Source organism: Kushneria avicenniae, assembly GCF_900112585.1.
GTDB classification, from domain to species: Bacteria; Pseudomonadota; Gammaproteobacteria; order Pseudomonadales; family Halomonadaceae; genus Kushneria; species Kushneria avicenniae.
In genome coordinates this window covers 430235-449667 of record NZ_FOLY01000002.1, presented here as the reverse complement: position 1 = coordinate 449667, position 19433 = coordinate 430235, and the positions used below count along the sequence as shown (strand labels likewise).

Below are 19433 nucleotides of genomic sequence, written 5' to 3'. Positions count from 1 at the left end.
CCCGTTTTGATCTTTCCCCCTCATACGCAAAGGGCCCATCGCGGTGCGATGGGCCCTTCAAGGTTGTTGATGTCACAACAGTGTGAGATCAACAACGGCTGAATTCTGTCAGTCGGTGTCCGCTCAGGAACACTGCTGCGGATCGGGGAAGTGAATACCACCGCCGCCGCTGCCGCCACCGTGACCGTTGTCCTGATGATAGCCGGAGTGACCGCCATGGCTACCACTGTCATGTCGATTGCTGTTCCACCAGGCAACGCCGCCGCCAAGGAACAAGATGATAAGAAGTGCAATGGTTGCCTGACTCATTTTCCCTGTCTCCACCGTCTGATGCGGTAAATGTGAACAAGGGAAATATGGCGAAACACGAGGTAACAATATGTGCAGATTTGCGGGCTAATCGTCAAAATAAGCCAGCAGTATCAAAGGGGTTATCAGGTTCTTTAACCGGTTTGTGCCAGAAGAATAGCCACCACCTCATTCATCACACTGAACAAAAGAACGAGTATTTTTTCAGTCACTCCATACCCATGACTGATTAAAAACCAGAAAGAATTATTCCATTCCCTGCCCCAGGATTAGCCATTGAAATAACGCCTTGATGTGATTGATGGTTTCAAAAGCACAGGGCTTCCCCGATAGCCGGACATTCGGGGTGTGGTCCTTCAATTCCATTCTCGACCGGGCCTTTCATACCCATCCTGTCAAAACATGACAGTACAGTGCTTTCGGCACAGTGCTTTCGATACAGTCTTCATCAAAGCGTCATCTACCTGACGCCGCAGTGTCACGTCACACCGTCACCATGAGTCTCAAGCCCCCACGCAGGAGAACGCTCATGGCTTCCTTATTGATGACGATGGCAGTCGCAGTAGTGATCTGGTGTGGTATCAGTTTGTGGATCGCCAGTCGTTTCGGTCGCGCCGCACAAGCACAACATCGCCTTATCGGCGATGAACACGCCCTGATCATTCTGGGTGCTGCCAGCCCACGCTCGAATCCCGACAGCGCCAACGACGATGAATACGACGCTTCGCCGCTGCGCCGCATCCAACGAGACTGGACTGCTCTCTAATCCATGGTGCATCTCCGGATTCAACGCATGTGTCGTTAAATCAGAATGGTTTACCGGAATAACGCAACAGCCAACCTGCTAAACAAAACGCCTCTATTCAGTCCGCTTGATGCGGATTTTTCTTTTTGCATCAGCCTCTCTTGAGCAACAGCCTCAGCTGCCACCCGTTACGAACATCTTTATTTTTTGAATTAAATAAAGCTGACCCTGATTTTTTATAAGTCCATAAACCCCTCCCAGTCAAAGCTGCGTTAAAGTGCCGCACTTCTTTTTGCATTTTTTTGCCCGTTTCTTCCCTTTTTTCGGTCGCAACGGGTGGCTTGCCCTTGTCGGTGGGCCCCATCCTGCAAGTCGAGACAACGCTTCATGAAAAAGCAACTGACAGCGGTGCTGTGCCTGAATCTCTGCATGTTCTCAGGTGTGGCGATGGCTGAAGATAGCCGCGAGACCATTGATGTCGCCCTGATTGGCGGCGGCATCATGAGCGCTACTCTGGGTACCTTTCTGGAAGAGCTTCAGCCCGACTGGAAGGTCAACATGTATGAACGCCTGGACCATGTGGCCGAGGAAAGCTCCAACGGCTGGAACAATGCTGGCACCGGGCATTCCGCCTTTGCGGAAATGAACTATACCCCGCAGCGTGAAGACGGCAGCGTGGATGTCTCCCGTCCGCCCAAAATTACGGAAGCCTTTGAGATCACCCGACAGTTCCTGTCCTATCAGGTGCTCAATGGCGTCATGCATGATCCGGGCGCCTTTATCAATAACACGCCGCACATGAGCTTTGTCTGGGGCGATGATCACATCGACTTCCTGCGCAAGCGCTATGAAGGCATGCAGAAAAGCAGTCTGTATCAGGGCATGGAGTACTCGGAAGACCCCGAGGTCATCCGCGAGTGGGCGCCGCTGATGATGGAAGGGCGTGATTCCTCTCAAAAGGTGGCGGCCACTCGCATGGAAGCGGGCACCGACGCCGAATGGGGCGAAGTCACCCGCCAGCTCGTCAGCGCCCTGTCCGAGCAGCATGACAACTTCAGCCTGAGCACCCGTAGTGAAGTCCGCAATCTCGAGCGCAATGATGACGGCACCTGGAAGGTCACCTGGGCGGATCTGGACAACGATGGTGAAGAGCACAGCATCAATGCCCGTCATGTCTTCATTGGTGCCGGCGGTGCCGCCCTGCCCCTGCTGCAGAAATCCGGCATCCCTGAAGGGGATATCTATGCCGGCTTCCCGGTCGGTGGCCAGTTCCTCGTGACCAGCAATCCGGAGATTGTGCATCGCCACCATGCCAAGGCTTATGGTCTGGCCGCGAGTGGCTCGCCCCCGATGTCCGTCCCCCATCTGGACAGCCGTAAACTGGACGGCCAGCAACGCATTCTGTTTGGCCCCTTCGCCAACTTTTCGACGAAGTTTTTGAAAAACGGCTCCTGGACTGATCTCTTTGGCTCCATGACCACCAGCAATACCTTGCCGATGATGAAGGTTGGTCTGGATAACTTCAGCCTGGTCAAATACCTGATCGGTCAGGTCATGCAGTCGGAAGACGATCGTTTCGAAGCGCTCAAGGCGTACTATCCGGAAGCCAAGCGTGAAGACTGGAAACTGATCAATGCCGGCCAGCGTGTCCAGATCATCAAAAAGGATCCTGAAAAGGGCTCCGTTCTGCAGTTTGGCACCGAAGTCGTGACCTCCGAAGACGGCACCATGTCGGCCCTGCTGGGCGCCTCTCCCGGCGCCTCCACGGCTCCAGGCATCATGCTGAACCTGATGGCAAGGATCTTCCCCGAGCAGTTGGCATCAGATCAGTGGCAAGCGACACTCAAGCGCATGATCCCCTCCTTCGGCCAGAAGCTGGACGGCAACGAACAGCTCACCAATGAGATTCGTGCCTACACCAGCAGCGTTCTGGAGCTGGGCGATACTCAGCCCACGCCTGATAACATCGAACGCATTGAAGCGCTCAAGGCCCTCGCGCGAGGGCAGGAAAGCAATAACAAGAAGGCCATTGATGAGGATCGCGAAGAAGCGACCGAGTCAATGGAAAACACCTGAGCGGCGTTTGAATCGGTACAAAAAACGGCACCCCTAAAGGTGCCGTTTTTCTCTGCTCATGTGTTGAAAAAGTACAAGCAATCTTCAAAAAAGATACATCATTTTATGGCGTATTTTTTTCGGCCTGCCGTAGACCTGCCCAGAGCACTACCAGGACAAAGGCATACATCATCACGCCACTGTTGTGGACAAGCAGAACCTGTGAAAGCCCAAAATCTATATAGGAAATGGGCAAAAGCATACCTGCCAGGGCAAAAGACCTTAACGTTATACACTTGCTGCTTATTCTCTGGGCAAAAAGTTTTAAAGGCACAAGATAGAGAAGCAATAACACCACCAGCCCAGCGGCACCTCTCTTTAGCAAGGCATCCAAGTATTCATTATGCACATGGCCATAATTACCTACTATAGGATCAAGCCTGTTATCGGCAATCAAATTATCGCGGGCATGCTCATACCCTAGAGAACCATGCCCGAATAATGGCTTTTCCGGGATGAGGATAATCGCACCGCGCCACATCTCGAAACGCGCTCCTAGAGAAGAGTGTGCATTGCCATCATGCATAAAGCCTGCAACATCATGAAAGGCGGCATGAACGCGGTGCTGAACCCCTGTCTGGGGTACGGCGTATAGCACCACACCGGCCAAAGCGATTACGGCACCAAGACTTATCAATTTTTTTCTGGGCAGAAAATCCTTATACGTCTTGTAAATCACAAACAGAACAATAGGAAAACCTACCCAGCCCCCTCTGCTCCCTGACATCAATGAGCCGAGAATACCCATGATGGCGCCAGCACCCAACAGCCACATCCACCTTTGTGATTTAAACTGGCTGGATGCCCAACCCATGCCCGCTATACACATTATCCCCAGCAGCATATTGATATCGCCGTACTGAATAACGTGTGTAAACCCTCGGGCACGGGCTTCTTCTTCTATAAGCCGCTGCCACAGCGCCCAACTACCGGCACTGATCGCCCCCACGGCAAAACCTGACCATATAAAGGAGGCACGAGGCGGGTAAGCAAGCAATAAATACAGAGCAGGTATGGCAAGTAAAAAGCGGATGGGCTTGTCCAGGCCTCGTGAGGATTGCCCATCCCAATAGACTTCCAGTGCACATACCAAAAAATAAGCCGCCAACACAGCGCACAACATCCATTCCTGGCGACCAAAGGAGACATCAGGTCGCTTAAATAAAAGAATGAGGCTGCCCAAGACAAGCATACCGGCACCCAATGAGTACCCGGATGATACAACCAGTGAAACTGCACTTAGCAAAAAAACAGCAACGCTGTTGTAATAATTCAGGAATTTCAAACCATTGCTCCGATACGATTTCTTAAGACCCAAGCGTAGCAAGACGGCATATATCTTACCCCGAGCGATTATACCTATCCTCAAACCGGACAATGTCATCTTCATCGAGATAGCGGCCGGTCTGCACCTCAATCAGCTTGAGCGGTATCCTGCCCGGGTTTTCCAATCGATGCACCGTCCCCAGTGGCAGATAGATGGACTCATCCTCTGTCACCAGCATTGAGCGCAGCGAGGTCATGTGCGGGTCATCGCGATCGGCGCGGGTCACTTTTGCAGCCCCCTGCACCACAACCCAATGCTCGGCACGGTGGTGATGCATTTGTAATGACAGGGCCGCGCCCGGATTGACCATGATCTCCTTGACCTGAAAACCCGGCTCTCGAACCATGGAGCGATACCAGCCCCATGGCCGATGGACCCGGCAGTGAGCACGGCTTTCCGTACGGCCATCGCGTTCAAGCCTTGCCACCACATGCTTGAGATCCTGCATACGGTCTCGATCAGCAAGAAGGATGGCATCCTCGGTTTCGATGGCGACGATATTGGAAAGCCCCAGAGTGGCCACCAGTCGTGACTGGCTCATGACCAGGCTATCCGTGGTGTCATGCAGTAAAACATCGCCTGTTGAAACGTTACCGTGTTCGTCTCGCTCATTGGCGCGCGCTTCGAGCACCGCGTCCCAGGCACCGATGTCACTCCATGGGCTATCCAGCGGCAGCACAACGCCCTGATCGGTATGCTCCATAACGGCGTAGTCGATCGAAATGTTCGGGCTCTGCTCAAAGGCTTTCTGATCGACCCGGGTAAAATCCAGATCGCCGGCATGCTGTTGCCAGGCGCCGGTGACAGCGCTTAAAACCTCCGGTGCATGCTGCTCAAGTGCCGACAGATATACCTGCGCGCTGAACATGAACATACCGCTGTTCCAGTAATACCCGCCTTCTGCAAGATATTGATGCGCCGTTTCACTGTCCGGCTTTTCCACGAAGGCATTTACCGCAAATCCGTGGCCTGTTGGTTCACCCGTGCGAATATAGCCATAGCCGGTATGGGGTGATGTCGGCGTGATGCCAAAAGTCATCAGCTTTCCCTGCCCTGCCATCGCTCTCGCGTTCTCGAGTGCCCGATGAAAGGCCGTAATATCACCGATGACATGATCGGCCGGCATGACCAGAAGCAGTGCATCATCGTGAGCTTTTAGCGCCTGAAGTGCGGCCAGCGCGATGGCCGGCGCCGTATTGCGACCGGCAGGCTCTAATAGAATACCGCCATGCACCATGTCGAGCTGACGCAGCTGTTCGGCCACCAGAAAACGGTGTATCTCGTTACAGACCACGATGGGCGCACTGATGTCCGATATTCCTTCAAGACGCTGAAGAGTCTGCTGCAGCAGGGAGTGCTCAGCGTCCATCAGGGGCAGAAACTGCTTGGGGTAATCCCGGCGGGAGATCGGCCAGAGTCGCGTGCCTGACCCGCCGGAGAGCACCACGGGAATGAGCGGATCGGAGGCATTGCGGGAAGTATTCGACATGACGGGCTCGGTCGGCAGAAGGCTCTAAAAAAGCGTAGACGGAGCAATTCCTTGTTGCCCCGTCACACATGACCACTACGCAGGGGATCACCTACGGTCTTTGACCCAGACAGCGCGGCTGCCGACCGACTCATCAAACTTGCAGTGCCCTTGGAAGGCAGTCGTTACTGCCGCTTTTTGAGCTTCAGCAGTTTGAAAAGCTTGCGCTTTGCCCTGAACAGAGAGCTCGGCGGCCTGTGCTGTTTAGCATTATCAGGCCGAGGCTTTTTTTTGGCAGGTTCGATGCCGATGGCCCGATGCAGCAGTTCCAGAGTCTCCGGGCAGGTTTCCTGCGCCGCTGCAAGATCGTTGATACAGCCCAGCTTGATTTTGGGCTTTTGAAGCGCGGTCAGCTTTTGTTTGATCAGTTCGGCATCACCGCTCTGACACACGCCAACAGACACATTGAGCCAGTCCTTTTGGGTTTTAAGAACAACCAGGTCGCGGGGAATGCCCCAGTGTGTTTGCAGCGAGATTGACGAGAGCTGTGAATGCTCGCGAAAACGATGGGAAAGATTTTTCTCCAACACCTCGGGATGCTGATCGTAATACGCTTCGAGAATTTTCTTGTTGAAGGTATACGCCACATGCGCGTTGGAGAAGACATTATCAATGGTGTAGCCCATCGCCTCGGCTGCGTTCAGCTTGTTTCGGCGGTACATGCTGAATTTCGAGCCGGTCCAGTCTGTCCAGCGGCCACGAATGACGGGCTTGTCGCCTTCAAAAAAATCTTCCGGAGCAAGATCGCCCACGAGGAAAAAATCGTCATTGAAGTAGAGATACCGATCCGCCAGCCCCTTGATGCGCCACAGTACCGTCTCGATCGACAGCGAATTGAAGGTGGGGAGATACTGCTCGAAGCCGCGAAATATCTCTCTGTGATCGACGATTGCAATTTTTTTACGCAGTCGGACATTCAGTGAGCTCAGATCAGGAGACTGGTTGTCCGTCACGATCCATATCTTTCGAACCCAGGGCGCATGGCTTTCAATGGACTGGAGGCAAAGCAGAATCTCGTCCCTGTTCTCCCAGCGCCTTGTCGCCTTGCCACTGTTAGAAAGCTTTTGTTTCTGCTGCTGTTCGGCCAGGAAACGATCCTTTTTGGCCTTTAGCGCAGGATCATCGCCGTCCACCCAGGCAATGACCACATCAATAGGCTGGTCCATGGAGAATGCCTTCAAATTTATTCCTCGTAAGAAGTCTTAAAAACTTCCCATTTATTCTTTAGCTTTTTATCAAAAGTAACAACGCCTTGCTTGTCACTACTCATGTACCCATCTTTGGTCAATATAGAAAACTTTATACTTCCATCCCTTTCAGTATTTAAAACACATTTTATAGAAAAAAAATCATTTTCTTCTATCTTGCCACCTTCTTTTAAAAACAAATAAAAATTTCTTTCATTGACTCTAAAAAACAGAATAGAAAATTCAGCACCTAGCAAAATATAAACCTGAGAAAACCCATCATTGCCAACCAAAAAATCAGAGGTAACAAACTTTATTTTTTTTGATGCAAAATCATATACCAGCACTTCAGAACGCCAATTATAAATCGGCATGCAAAAAGGGCTTTTGCTCACACTTTCATTTTTTAAATTTCTTTCAACAACAAACCCTTTGGATATACACTTTTTAAGCCTATCTCCACTTAAAACATTCATTGTTTTATATATTTGCTTTAATCCAGAATCGCCTTCTTTTAAAAAAACGTACTCAAAAACCCCCAGTTTTTTTGTCTCTATCTCGCTAAGCCTGCTAGTTTTAGATTTTTTGTTCAACCTTCTAAACATTTTCTCTTTGAAAGATGAATAACTTGAAGACTCATAGTGCAACAACTCCATATCTGAAGTTTCTACCATTTTCATTAGTGACTTTTCGATCGGATCAGGTGAGTGGATCCACCATCCAGAAATACCAAATGCAGTCCTAACAAAGGATTTACCTTTATCGTGAGCCCAGAACCCTTTTCTGCAAACTCCTAAAAGCTCTTTCCCAAAAATGTCTTCCAAAAAGACTTTATCAGTTATTTTCTTTTTAAAAAGATTTGTTTCAAAAATTTCTTTATCAGATATCTCTTTTGAATAAACTGCTTCCAGATTGCGAACTAAGATAGAAAATACTTTACTGGGTACAGCCTTTAATACTTTCTCGACTTTTACCCTAGAAATCAGCAGCTCGTCAATATCCACATGCAAAGTCCATCCAGCGGTAGTTCTACCCCTAGCAAACTTAAAGTTTTCGCTTTGCCTTTTTTCTATGCTTTCAGGCTTACTACCAATACGAGACCAATAACAATCGTCGCATTCATAATAAAATACATTTTTATATCTAGACAATGTTTCAACTTCGTTAAAGCTGACATCATCTAAAAAAAGATGTATTTCTTTAGCGCCCATTGCAATATAGTGACTTATAAAGCTTTCGATAATGTAATTCGCTGCACGAACAGTACTTATTACTGCCCAAGTATCGCCTTGAGAATCCATGACATCTACTCCATGGCTATTTTGATCCATTAAAACCTTTCCACAAAGTCATGCTTATTATCTTGACATCTAAAAAAATCGACCAATTTTCAATATACCATAAATCCATCTCAATACGCTTTTGAAGCGATGTATCGCCACGCCAGCCGTGGATCTGTGCCCAGCCGGTAATACCAGCCTTGACCATGTGCTTTTGCATGTACCCCGGAATCTCGCCCTTGAAGCGCTCCACGAACACTGTGCGCTCGGGTCTTGGGCCCACCACAGACATGTCACCCTTGAGCACGTTGAAAAACTGTGGCAATTCATCAAGGTTGGATCGACGTATGAAAGCACCAAATCGCGTTTTTATTTTCGTCTTTGAAGCCCCCCACCGTACATCTTCCCGCTCAACGTCTATAGGCATGGAGCGAAACTTGATGATGTCAAAAGGCTTTCCATTCCAGCTTACTCGTTTCTGTCGATAAAGAATTGGCCCGGGTGAGCTTAGCTTGACACCAATAGCGACACCGATCAGTACAGGTAGCGTTAACAACAGTATCAGTAGAGAAAGCACCACATCTTCACTGCGCTTTAAGAAACGGCTGACTTCAGACATCGGTGAGCAGCTGACATCAACCAGATGTAGACCTGCAATATTAGAAATATTGTGATTAATAAGAAGCAGATCCTGCATGGTTGGCAAAAGCCTGACATTGGCCGTCACGTGACCCATGGCACGCAGGATTCGCTGCGCCTCTTGCCCGGAGGACAGCGGCAGGCATATCCACACCTCATCTTCTACGATACTCAGGGGCTGACCCGCTTCGTAGTTGTCAATGACGCCCGGGTAGCGGTGCAGGCTCTTTCCCAATCGCGTGTTGGTCACCAGAATACGACTGACTTCAAACCCCAGCGCCCTATTGCTTTGAAGGCTTTTGAAAGCGGTCTTGCAGGAGCTGATATCTCCGATCAGCACAACCCGACGACGATTACGCCCCTGCAACCGAAGGCCGGAGAGGATGCTGAACGCCACGAACCGAAACAGCACCGATAGCCCAAACGCTGTTACCAACCAGAAACCGATCCACTGGCGGGAAAACGTCAGCGACAGGTTGAAAAAAAACAGTATGGCCGTGACGAACAGCGCAATAATGCTGTACCCAAGGGCAAGCCGAAATACCAGAGTGGCACGCAGCTGACCCCGCCATGAACGATAGATACCAAACCCCGGCAGAATGGCAAGCACCATCAGAACGCCGGCCGTGATGGCCCACGTGTAACGCTCCGACTCGATGTACCATTCGCCAAACAGATAGCAATATGCCAGCCAGCCAGCCAGTGCGATCGCGACCACATCGATGGCGCGCGATACTAGCGCCGCATAATGGTTGTAGGAATCAGCCGGCATGTCGGGAAACCATAAGCCTCACTCAAATTTCTGCACAATTGACTGGATTAGATCCAGCGCCTTTTTCAGATCATCCACATGGGATTTGTCGAGCACTCTCAGCAGCTCCTTGATCTGGGTGCTGGAGACGCCGTCCGTACGGGGAAGGTACACTACCTCGCACAGGTCGCGCAGCTCATCAAACTTGCCTTCCCAGTCATGCCCCATGCCAAAAATATCAACGTCGTACCTGACTATATCGGCGCGCTTTTGTTCCCAGCCTTCTTCCGGGATCACCGCATCGACACACTTGAGACCGGCCACGATGCGCGCGCGATCCTGATAGTCCACAACGGTCCGCTTGCCCTTGAGCTCGTTGAATTCGTCGGTGGACACGCCAACGATTAGTTTGCCGCCCAAATCAGCTAATCGCTCCAAAAGATTCAAATGGCCCACATGAAAAAGATCAAAAGTCCCATATGTAAGGACTACTTTTCTAACTTCATCCATTAAAAAACCCTTCTACTTTGAGCATGCCATATACCAGCCTCAAAAAGTTATATCGTATAAGTAAGAATTATGATGGCAAATTTTATGAACAAGGAAAACTGTTTTTTATGGAGTCATATATTCTTTCACAATTTTTTCTATCCTGATACTCAAAAAAATTTTCACCGGCATCAAAATTTTTTTCATTGCCATTATCTAAAACTGCTTTATTTAACTCATCAACACTGAATACTTGCCGGCCAAATAACTCGTTTGAAAAATCCATGTAAGAACCGTGAGTTGCCAAGTACCGATCAGCGTCAAAATGAGAAAAAATCACTTTTTTATTCATGTATAAAAAGTCCCAAGCCACTGATGAATAGTCCGTAACCATAATATTGGATTGCATCATCAGTTCATTGACTGGCGTAGCTCCCATCTCTATACATTTGACGTTATCAGCGCATTTAAAAGCATTTAGATGCTCTGCTATCTTGGAATGCAGATAAAATATAAACTCGATTGGCTTGCCATCTCGAGTTTTTTTTATATTCTTTTCACCCAAAAGTGAACTATAAAACTCAAAAAACTCGCTTTTTTTGAATTCTTCTTTTGTAGTTCCTTCAAGCCAAAGCCGCCATGTAGGTATAACCAAGACTTGTAGTATATTGCTTGATGATTTATCAACTAAATTATCAAACCGTGCCATCCCACTTAAAGCAATGGCACCCTCTTCAAAATTCCAGTTATCTCTAACTATCTCTAACTCAGTTTCGCTTGACACCGTTATCAGATCCGCAGCATCGCGAAAATGCTTGCGATCAAATGAAGCATTCTTTTTGAGACCGGTTACCCCATGCTGCAAAAAAACGTTTTTCTTTTCTATTATTTTTTCGCGCATCGGAGATTTCAGTGGCCTGAACTTGTATCCATGAAACCTGCTTTGCGACGATACAATCAGCGAACACCGCAGCATGAGCATCAAATGCCTAAAACTAAAGTAGCTTACTACACCATCGTATCCTGAAACCCGGTTATAATCCTTGGCTTTTTTATCGATTATGTAATAGCTTTTTTGCTCCGGGTGATTTTCTTTTAACCATTTAAAAAAAACGAAAGCGTTATCTTGGGCGGTTTGCGATTCGTGCTCAAACAATACCCAGCGGCTTTTTCGAGACGCCGGGAGCAGATTATCAAGAGCTACAGCACATTTTTCTTTTAACTGACACCAGGTACTGTCAGCCGAACGGTGGTCACGATACATGATCGAAACCCCGCGATGTATGCTACGCGTCAGGTAAGGATAGAAATCCTTGCGGGCTGCTATTTTCTTGTAAAGAAAAATATCGTCGCCGGAAATATATTCCAGCCTGTTTTGACGATCGGTCAGCCGCCTTTTATGAGGCTTGCCATCTTCATCTATAATTACTAGAAAAAGATCTACAAATCTATTTTCAAAAAACCCTTCATTAAAAAGATTTTGAATATTCACTGACGACGAAAATCTAAAAGCGCCCTGTTTTTCCTTGATGTAGGACACATCCGCACTTATTTTTTTGCCCTTGTCCAGATGTCTTGAGGAAGCCAGCACATAAACATCTTCAGAGCTTTTTATTGGCCCTAAAAAAAACCCCTCACCTGTTATATTTAATCTTGTTTTTTCTCTGCTCAATGAAATTACCCGCGGGGGCTCATTGATCCCAATGAGCTCGTTAAAATAATTTTTGTTTTTTTTAACATACAATGACAATCCTGTGCCCGGGTAGGTCAAATAACAATTAAGAAATAATGTTTTTCTACCGGCTTTAAATTCTGTCTGCCCTAAAAATCTATCCTTATTATTTGAAATTTCTTGGTACAGGTTTTTGCCTGCTCTAACCCTTTCATCATTTTTTTCAAAATATAGATTGTAATAACCTTCCTTGCCGACTCTGTTTGCATTCAGTTTGAAAGTAGTTTTGGTGACGTCGCTTGACAGCTTCTCAAAATAAGTTACTTTTTTTCCGTTTCTTATCATTGCCAGCAACCGTGTATCGTCACTAGGTGAAGCTACCGTGACAAATACCGAGCCGTTTTCTATTTTTACACTTGCAACATCCATTCCCCTGTCCTTTTTCGACCGCGTCGTAAATTTTATTTTTTCCGATTATAGAATTGCGTACTCAGGGATTGTATAACTGTAAACAAATCTCTATATCGCTGCTTTTGATACAACCCTTCAATTTCTCTAATATAAGCTGCCAGCAGTGCATCCTCAATATTGACTTTTTTTAACTTGTCAGTACCGTGACTTTCGATCCATCCCTGTATCTTTTCCAGACTTTCCTCTCTGGCCGGCCACGTGGACCCAAACGGTACAAGGCTCCATCCGCCCCAGTGGCTACACAGCAGGACGTCTCCCCTCTTGCGTACTAGGTCCATTTTATTCGCATCAGGGTTGATGATGATCAGCGGCAGCTTTTTCAGTCGCGCGTTGATGTCATCAACATGACTGAAAAACACGTCGATGTCGTCATGAACGTCTTGGCGATTGCTGGCGTTTTTCAACCTTTCCTTGTCGAGTTGATGCCCCAGCCCGGGCCGTGATCGGGTATATCGCGACACGAAGGTTTTACTCAGCTCTGCCCTTGCGATCTCGTTGAAAAGGCGCTCCGAAGCTTGTCTAGCCTCGGAGTCGTGCAAAAAACTGTCATCTTCTACAGGTACTTCGAACACGTGACAGCGAAAGCCTTCTACCTGGTCAGTAATGACCAGTTTCAGCGTCGGGAGCACAATGCCCTCTTCCTGGAGCAGCAGCGCCTCGTGAGTGGCAGCAGCGGTTCGGTTGCCATGGAATAGCTTTACCAAATAACGTTTATTGATTTTATCAGAAGAAACTTTAACATCGAAAGCCAAAATATTGACGATATTAGACTGCAAAAAATTAACTTCTAATTTCGCATTTTCCTTGATATCCATAGGCAAAACATTTTTGACCCATAGCTGCCTTTGCTGTTTGTCCATGAGCGACCAAAAGATGTCTTCGCCCTTTTTGCGTTTGCCCGTAAACGTTTTTGTTTTGAAAAAAAGCGCATCGATCGCCGGTTTGCGTTTATGCAGCTTTACGACATCCTTGACCATACCGGTTATCTTGCCATAAAACTGTTTGGACAGAATAAACGTGGCCAACGCCACCATAAATGACGGAATCTGATCGACGTAAAATTCAAAAACAATAAAGCAGAACAGTCCTAGAAAGCCTGCTGTTGTAGCAATATCGACATAAAAGACAAGGTGGGTAGATAAAACCTTGTTTATATGCTTCGACACGCTAGCTGCGATAATGAATCCGGCTGTTATTAGTGCCATGAAAAAAAGATTGAACCAGAGTGCTCGACCATGAAAATAGCCCATTAATGCAAACACCATGCCCATAAACACAAGGCTTGATAACGCATCCGAAAACCGGGCGTAGCTATTGGCCGTCAGCTCTTCCTGGTTATCGAACAGTGCAATCTTGTCATTGCGCAATCCAATAAGCCGGCCTCCCCCGGCCGAAAGGTTACGGATGATTTTTTCAGAAAGGAGGTGCAGCAGGTAGGACATTCCGGCAGCCAGGGTTAGCCATAACACCAGCATGTTTTTGTCTATGTTCTGAAAGGAAGCCGGAAAATAGTGGGGTATCCGATTGGCCCCCAGAATAATCACCACTTTGAGGGGCATAAACGATGCAATGGTCAGGGTAAACTGCGATACAAGGTTCATGACAACAATGCCGGCTGTATGAGCCGGCACCATTTTGATAATTTTTTTTGACAGGCTATAAAGCCAGATCAGTACGGGGGTCAATTCTTTCAATGCAACAAACCTGTTTATTTGGATACAAGGTCAGCGAGCATCACACTTTTTTGTTAGATGCTCACTATCCTGTGAAAAAACTTCCGATGGCTCAAAAAACCAGTGCTCACGCAGCCTGCAATCTGTCGTGATAATTTGCCGTGCTGTCAGCATATCGAGCAGTTGACTGGCCGCGTCTGGCTGCTTTTTTTGAAGCTGCATGCTTTTGCTGAGAAAAAAAGCAATGGATAGCAGGTTTTTGGTCGGCACTAGGTTGGGGGTATCCACCGAACTATTGAAATCCGATCGGGGGGTGCGCCAGTCCCCGTAGTTTTCACGTAGATAGATGTCGGCATCTGCAGGCCCCTTGACCGGTATACCCGCAAGCTCATAATCCTTTAGCGAGTAGTCAAGATTGGACCAGCAATGTTTTTCGGTACCATGCCATCGAATTTGACCTTTTTTATAGTGAACGAAAATATCCATCATGATGCTGTTGTGATGAACGGCCTTGATAATGGTTGGTATATATTCGATCCCTCGAGTACCGTTGTTATCGGTCTTCAATACCGAAGCCCTTTCAATCTTGACCAGCTCAAACTTCTCGCTCTGTCGAACGGTATTGCAAAGTTGCTCGAAATCAAGCCCTTCGGCATTGATACCAACATCAATGTCGTAGTCATGCGGAATAAAGCCCTTATCTCGGATCAGCCCCAGAAACGTGCCCGAGATCACATACCAATTATAACCTTCCTCTTTCATTAACTCGGCAAAATCTTCGAGGCTTCTGGCCGCATGTGCCGTCGAGAAATCCGCAATGATGGCCGGCGCCTTTTCCAGTGAAGTCTTGCTGCCTGCCGAGCGCTCATCAAACCAGGCAAGAATGGTGCCAGCGTAGTTTTGGTATTGCTCGAATAGACGATCAAATTGCTTTTGATCCCCCTCTTCCAGCGCCAGATGCGCCTTTTTACCGTGAAGGTACAACATATCGATGCTGTAATTTTCTTCACCAATGGCGCAGCGACGTTTATCAAGAAAAGCCTGAAGGGCATCAAGCTCCCTGGTTTCAAGGCCGTCGGTGAAATCAAACAGCGGATCATGCATGAATTCCCTGCCGGGCCAGCCCTTGCGGGCGTACCAGCCGGTACGGCGCATGGTCGTTTTGAATTCGCTATGCCTGAAGCCGGTAAAGACCTCTCTTGCCAGTACCGGTTGACTTGTTACCAGCATGGTGCCAAGCCAGCCGGCGCAGGCAAAGACGTTTCTTTTCAGCCATCCATGCGGCCCATTAAGAAAGCTGACAATACGAAACCCTTTTCTGAGCTTCATGCGCCCACCTCGCCATTGGTTGAGGGAGGCTGTGTCGTCCGGGACAGGCTCTGCATGATGACTTCACTGAACCGCTCCAGTGACCCGCCCGGAAAATCGCCCAGAGAATCGTTGCAGACCTGCCGTCGCCGGTCGACCATGCTGTCGTGGCTGTCGATGCGCTGAAGCAGCGACAGGCCAGCTTCTCCGGTACTTAAAATATAAGCGGCGCAGGAACTGGGAAACTGCTCGTGCAGCATTTTTTCGTCCAGATGACGTGTGTTGGTCATGATGATGGGTTTTTCAGTGTACAGATATTCGTTCATGACGCTTGAAACGTCAGAGATCAGGATGTCGCTTTGATTCATGAGATCATAGAGATCATGGTCACTGCCCGCGTGCTGGAAATCGTGCTTAGCGCAAATCGCCTGCATCTGTTGATAGGCTCGGGCTGTAGCACCGTTGACGCTTCCGGTCCAGGGATGGGGTTTGAAGATAACCCGAATATTGGAACTGCCTACCAGCGATTCCAGCAGGGCAATGCCAAAATCGCTGACTGATGAATAATTACTATCTTCAGTAAAGCCTTCCCAGGTCGGGGCATACAAAACAGTGATATTTGTCTGCGTTGCATGTGGTGAGATCTTGTCAAGCCGAAGCTCTGTTTGCGGGCGCCCAACGTGTACGACCTGGCCGTCATGGAGACGCAGGCCGCTACCGCGCAAGCGGCGTTCTGCCATCGGGCCCCCCACCAGTAACTTATCGTAAGCCAACAGCATTTTGCTCTGATTGACGGCTTTATCACTTTCACCGTGGTTAATGAAAAAGTGGCTCATGGTATGCAGGCGCAAAAACTGTGCATTTTTTTGTGGATTGGCCGGATAGAGCACGGTTTTTATGCCAGCCGTTTCAAAATGTTCGAGTTCACGCAACGTTTTTGCAAAAAAGACAGGAAGAGACGTCGGCAGCATCGAACGATGTATATGTTTTTCACGAAGGACAATCACAATTTGAAACGGCATTTTTTCCAGAACAGGAAGCCATTGATTAATCTGATAGGCTACGTTCTGGGTCCCAGCCATATGAACAGCAACCTGCGGTTTCTCATCCAACAGGTATTGCCATTGCCTCTCTCGAATCTTCTCGGTGTTTCTCATCAGGTTGAAAAGGTATAGGCCGCGTGGCAAGTAAAATGCCACGAGCACCACTAGATAGATAATGCCCAGACTACCGCTTATAGCGGTAATCAGCGGGCACAGGGCTGACGTCCGGGCAAGCTTTCGTGCAGTCGGTCGATACCAGCGTTTATTAAAGGTGCCATAGAGATGATCTCCCCCGTCGGTTAACCGCTCAAGCGGTAGGCAGAGCGTGTGTATTCGACCGTGCACCGAAAGTACATATTGAAAGGCCAATACCGCCAGAGCAGCAAAATATGCGCCAGCGCTGATCTCGCCCTGCCATAACATGGCAGGCAGGAGACTGAGCAGGCTTATAAACATCAGTGTCTTATAACTACCCAGAAAATTTTTGAACTTGCCGTTCAACACCTGCATCGTCAATTCTCGACCCGATAAAAAATCAATAAACACGCTACCGCTCTGGAGTGCCTGCTGCCAGACCTCCTTTTTTATGACGGTTCAATCTCTACGATCTCGAAAGCGTAAGACACGTCCGGTTAAACCAACATAACAGCTATAAAAAAAGCCACGCACAAGGCGTGGCTTTTGTAGCAAAATTAACGGCTCATGAATAGACAGGAAGCCTTTCACAGACCCTGGCGACCTGGTGCTTCACCGCTTCTTCTGCATCAGCGCTGTCACCCTTTTGCATGGCATCAAGGATATCGCAGATCCAGCCGGCCAGCTCGCGACATTCGTCTTCCTTGAAGCCGCGGGTGGTCACGGCGGGGGTGCCGATGCGCAGGCCAGAGGTGACGAACGGGCTTTGCGGATCCCCCGGCACAGCGTTCTTGTTGACCGTAATGTGGGCGCGGCCGAGGGCGGCGTCAGCGTCCTTGCCTGTCAGACCTTGCTTGACCAGCGAGAGCAGGAACAGATGATCTTCCGTACCGCCAGAGACCACGTCAAAGCCGCGCTCCATGAAGACACCGGCCATCACCTTGGCGTTCTTGACGACCTGCTGCTGGTAGGCCTTGAACTCGGGCTCCAGTGCTTCCTTGAAGCACACGGCCTTGGCGGCGATGGCATGCATCAATGGGCCGCCCTGCCCGCCCGGGAATACGGCAGAGTTGAGCTTCTTGTAGAGGTCTTCATCGCCGGCAGCTGAAATAATCAGGCCGCTACGCGGGCCGCGCAGGGTCTTGTGCGTGGTTGTGGTGACTACGTGAGCGTGCTTGAGCGGGCTCGGGTAAACGCCTGCCGCCACCAGACCGGCAATGTGGGCCATATCGACGAAGAACCAGGCACCAACTTCATCGGCGATCTCACGGAAACGCGCCCAATCGATGATCTGCGAGTAGGCCGAGAAACCGGCAATGATCATCTTCGGCTTGTGCTCACGGGCCAGACGCGCGACGTCGTCGTAGTCGATCAGGCCCTGGTCGTTGAGCCCGTACTGTACGGCGTTGTAGTGCTTGCCGGAGAAGTTGGGTTTTGCGCCATGGGTCAGGTGACCGCCGGCATCCAGGCTCATGCCCAATACGGTGTCACCCGGCTTGACCAGCGCCTGAAAGACAGCACTGTTGGCCTGAGAGCCAGCATGTGGCTGAACGTTAGCATAGTCGCAGTCGAACAATTCGCAGGCACGGGCGATGGCCAGCTCTTCGACCACGTCAACAAACTCGCAGCCACCGTAGTAGCGCTTGCCGGGGTAGCCTTCGGCATATTTGTTGGTCAGCTGAGAGCCCTGAGCGATCATGACGCGCGGGCTGGTGTAGTTTTCCGAGGCGATCAGCTCGATGTGATCTTCCTGGCGGCCGTTTTCCTGCTGCATGGCCTGCCAGAGGGCGTCGTCGTAGCCGGCAATGGTCATATCGCGTGTGAACATGAACTTCCTCGATACCAGAAGGGTGAGAGCGCACCTGGCAAGCTGACCAGGCGCGCGGCGGAAAAGACGTTGTCCGCCATCATACACAACGCCTTTGGGGCTTTCACTTGAAACCAAGGTCATATCGACATTTGAAAAAGGAAACAATACACAACGTGTTGTGATGCTTAAAAAAGCCGATTAAAATCTATTTAATATTAAAACTTGGCACAACATAAAGATTACCCTGGATTTATCGAAATGAGTAGCGCAGAAAAGAGTGTTTATTTTGACGTTGACAAGGTTTTTTGTATCAGCATCAAGAATCGTAGCGACCGAAGAGACTCAATCATCAAAGAGTTTTCAAGCATTAAAAACCCTATAGAATTCATACTGGTTGATAGAAACAAAGAAAATCCGGAGAAGGGTTGTTATGACTCTCATGTGCATTGTGCAAGGCTAGCGCTAAAACATAACTATAAAAGAGTATTAATACTGGAAGATGATGCCACTTTCTTCGCACCTGAGCAAAAACAAGTCTCACGTATAAATAATTTCCTGAGAATTAGAAACCCTTCATTATTTTACCTTGGTGGAATGATCGGCCGTATGTGGCTTATCCCTTGGCCAGGTGTGGTTCGCTGTCGTTTAACAGGGACGCATGCGTATATTCTCTCAAGAAAGGGGTGCCAGAAACTCGCAAGCTCAAAATATGAGGGCATTGCGATAGACAGCTACTTCTGCCGGAAATTCAAGGCATATAGTTGTTACCCGATTATTTCTCAGCAGCAGCCCGAAAGCATCATCTCAAGTGACATAATGGATTATCGCGACCTAAACAAGGGATCTAAAAATCTGAAAGATGAAGAGTATTGGAAGGAAAACTTTGAAAGCCAGAAAAAATCCCTGAAAAAAAATTGGGCCAGAACGTTTCTATTGCGCTACCTGTAATTA

Annotated in this window: 15 protein-coding genes; 3 read left to right on the top strand and 12 right to left on the bottom strand. The window is 48.8% G+C overall.

The genetic code is table 11. The features are described from left to right. Positions 1-123: 123 nt before the first annotated feature. Positions 124-309, bottom strand: coding sequence for a hypothetical protein (locus BM079_RS05335; RefSeq protein WP_090131518.1), 186 nt, complete (start codon positions 307-309; stop codon positions 124-126). Positions 310-838: 529 nt separating this feature from the next. On the opposite strand from BM079_RS05335, the gene BM079_RS05330 reads away from it, so the two are divergent. Continuing rightward, positions 839-1075: a hypothetical protein gene (locus tag BM079_RS05330; RefSeq protein WP_090131516.1), complete on the top strand. Its 237-nt coding sequence runs from the start codon at positions 839-841 to the stop codon at positions 1073-1075. 366 nt (positions 1076-1441) lie between these two features. Then, positions 1442-3130 (top strand): malate dehydrogenase (quinone), encoded by a 1689-nt coding sequence (gene mqo, locus BM079_RS05325; RefSeq protein ID WP_090131513.1) that lies wholly within the window; start codon positions 1442-1444, stop codon positions 3128-3130. A gap of 103 nt (positions 3131-3233) precedes the next feature. On the opposite strand, the gene BM079_RS05320 is transcribed toward mqo, so the two are convergent. The 11 genes from BM079_RS05320 to glyA form a co-directional block, all read right to left on the bottom strand. Continuing rightward, on the bottom strand, positions 3234-4454 hold the full coding sequence (locus BM079_RS05320; protein ID WP_245742830.1) for an O-antigen ligase family protein: 1221 nt from the start codon (positions 4452-4454) through the stop codon (positions 3234-3236). A 55-nt stretch (positions 4455-4509) separates the two neighbouring features. After that, the gene (locus BM079_RS05315) at positions 4510-5985 is read right to left on the bottom strand and encodes a mannose-1-phosphate guanylyltransferase/mannose-6-phosphate isomerase (protein WP_090131508.1); all 1476 of its coding nucleotides are present in this window, start codon (positions 5983-5985) and stop codon (positions 4510-4512) included. Between the two features lie 164 nt (positions 5986-6149). Next, entirely contained in the window at positions 6150-7205 is a 1056-nt protein-coding gene (locus BM079_RS05310) for a Stealth CR1 domain-containing protein (RefSeq protein ID WP_139215267.1), read from the bottom strand. Between the two features lie 2 nt (positions 7206-7207). Next, the gene (locus BM079_RS05305) at positions 7208-8512 is read right to left on the bottom strand and encodes a glycosyltransferase family 2 protein (protein ID WP_175489608.1); all 1305 of its coding nucleotides are present in this window, start codon (positions 8510-8512) and stop codon (positions 7208-7210) included. Between the two features lie 16 nt (positions 8513-8528). Beyond that, the gene (locus tag BM079_RS05300) at positions 8529-9902 is read right to left on the bottom strand and encodes an undecaprenyl-phosphate glucose phosphotransferase (protein WP_090131504.1); all 1374 of its coding nucleotides are present in this window, start codon (positions 9900-9902) and stop codon (positions 8529-8531) included. A gap of 18 nt (positions 9903-9920) precedes the next feature. Further along, positions 9921-10391, bottom strand: a complete 471-nt coding sequence (locus BM079_RS05295) for an adenylyltransferase/cytidyltransferase family protein (protein ID WP_090131501.1) — start codon at positions 10389-10391, stop codon at positions 9921-9923. A gap of 82 nt (positions 10392-10473) precedes the next feature. Then, positions 10474-12471, bottom strand: a complete 1998-nt coding sequence (locus BM079_RS05290) for a CDP-glycerol glycerophosphotransferase family protein (RefSeq protein ID WP_090131499.1) — start codon at positions 12469-12471, stop codon at positions 10474-10476. Positions 12472-12503: 32 nt separating this feature from the next. Continuing rightward, positions 12504-14207: a hypothetical protein gene (locus BM079_RS05285; RefSeq protein ID WP_090131497.1), complete on the bottom strand. Its 1704-nt coding sequence runs from the start codon at positions 14205-14207 to the stop codon at positions 12504-12506. A 30-nt stretch (positions 14208-14237) separates the two neighbouring features. After that, positions 14238-15515 (bottom strand): LicD family protein, encoded by a 1278-nt coding sequence (locus tag BM079_RS05280; protein WP_090131495.1) that lies wholly within the window; start codon positions 15513-15515, stop codon positions 14238-14240. Next, the gene (locus BM079_RS05275) at positions 15512-17083 is read right to left on the bottom strand and encodes a CDP-glycerol glycerophosphotransferase family protein (protein ID WP_139215266.1); all 1572 of its coding nucleotides are present in this window, start codon (positions 17081-17083) and stop codon (positions 15512-15514) included. The genes BM079_RS05280 and BM079_RS05275 overlap by 4 nt, the downstream gene beginning before the upstream one ends. 154 nt (positions 17084-17237) lie before the next feature. Next, complete coding sequence (glyA, locus tag BM079_RS05270) at positions 17238-18500, bottom strand: serine hydroxymethyltransferase (protein ID WP_090131492.1); 1263 nt, start codon at positions 18498-18500, stop codon at positions 17238-17240. Between the two features lie 240 nt (positions 18501-18740). Here glyA and BM079_RS05265 point away from each other — a divergent pair, with 240 nt between their 5' ends. Beyond that, positions 18741-19430, top strand: a complete 690-nt coding sequence (locus tag BM079_RS05265) for a glycosyltransferase family 25 protein (RefSeq protein ID WP_090131490.1) — start codon at positions 18741-18743, stop codon at positions 19428-19430. Positions 19431-19433 lie beyond the last annotated feature (3 nt).

Coding starts and splice junctions, on each gene's coding strand:
- BM079_RS05335 (WP_090131518.1), bottom strand. CDS start 309: ATGAGTCAGGCAACCATTGCACTTCTTATCATCTTGTTCCTTGGCGGC.
- BM079_RS05330 (WP_090131516.1), top strand. CDS start 839: ATGGCTTCCTTATTGATGACGATGGCAGTCGCAGTAGTGATCTGGTGT.
- mqo (WP_090131513.1), top strand. CDS start 1,442: ATGAAAAAGCAACTGACAGCGGTGCTGTGCCTGAATCTCTGCATGTTC.
- BM079_RS05315 (WP_090131508.1), bottom strand. CDS start 5,985: ATGTCGAATACTTCCCGCAATGCCTCCGATCCGCTCATTCCCGTGGTG.
- BM079_RS05305 (WP_175489608.1), bottom strand. CDS start 8,512: ATGGATTCTCAAGGCGATACTTGGGCAGTAATAAGTACTGTTCGTGCA.
- BM079_RS05300 (WP_090131504.1), bottom strand. CDS start 9,902: ATGCCGGCTGATTCCTACAACCATTATGCGGCGCTAGTATCGCGCGCC.
- BM079_RS05295 (WP_090131501.1), bottom strand. CDS start 10,391: ATGGATGAAGTTAGAAAAGTAGTCCTTACATATGGGACTTTTGATCTT.
- BM079_RS05290 (WP_090131499.1), bottom strand. CDS start 12,471: ATGGATGTTGCAAGTGTAAAAATAGAAAACGGCTCGGTATTTGTCACG.
- BM079_RS05280 (WP_090131495.1), bottom strand. CDS start 15,515: ATGAAGCTCAGAAAAGGGTTTCGTATTGTCAGCTTTCTTAATGGGCCG.
- glyA (WP_090131492.1), bottom strand. CDS start 18,500: ATGTTCACACGCGATATGACCATTGCCGGCTACGACGACGCCCTCTGG.
- BM079_RS05265 (WP_090131490.1), top strand. CDS start 18,741: ATGAGTAGCGCAGAAAAGAGTGTTTATTTTGACGTTGACAAGGTTTTT.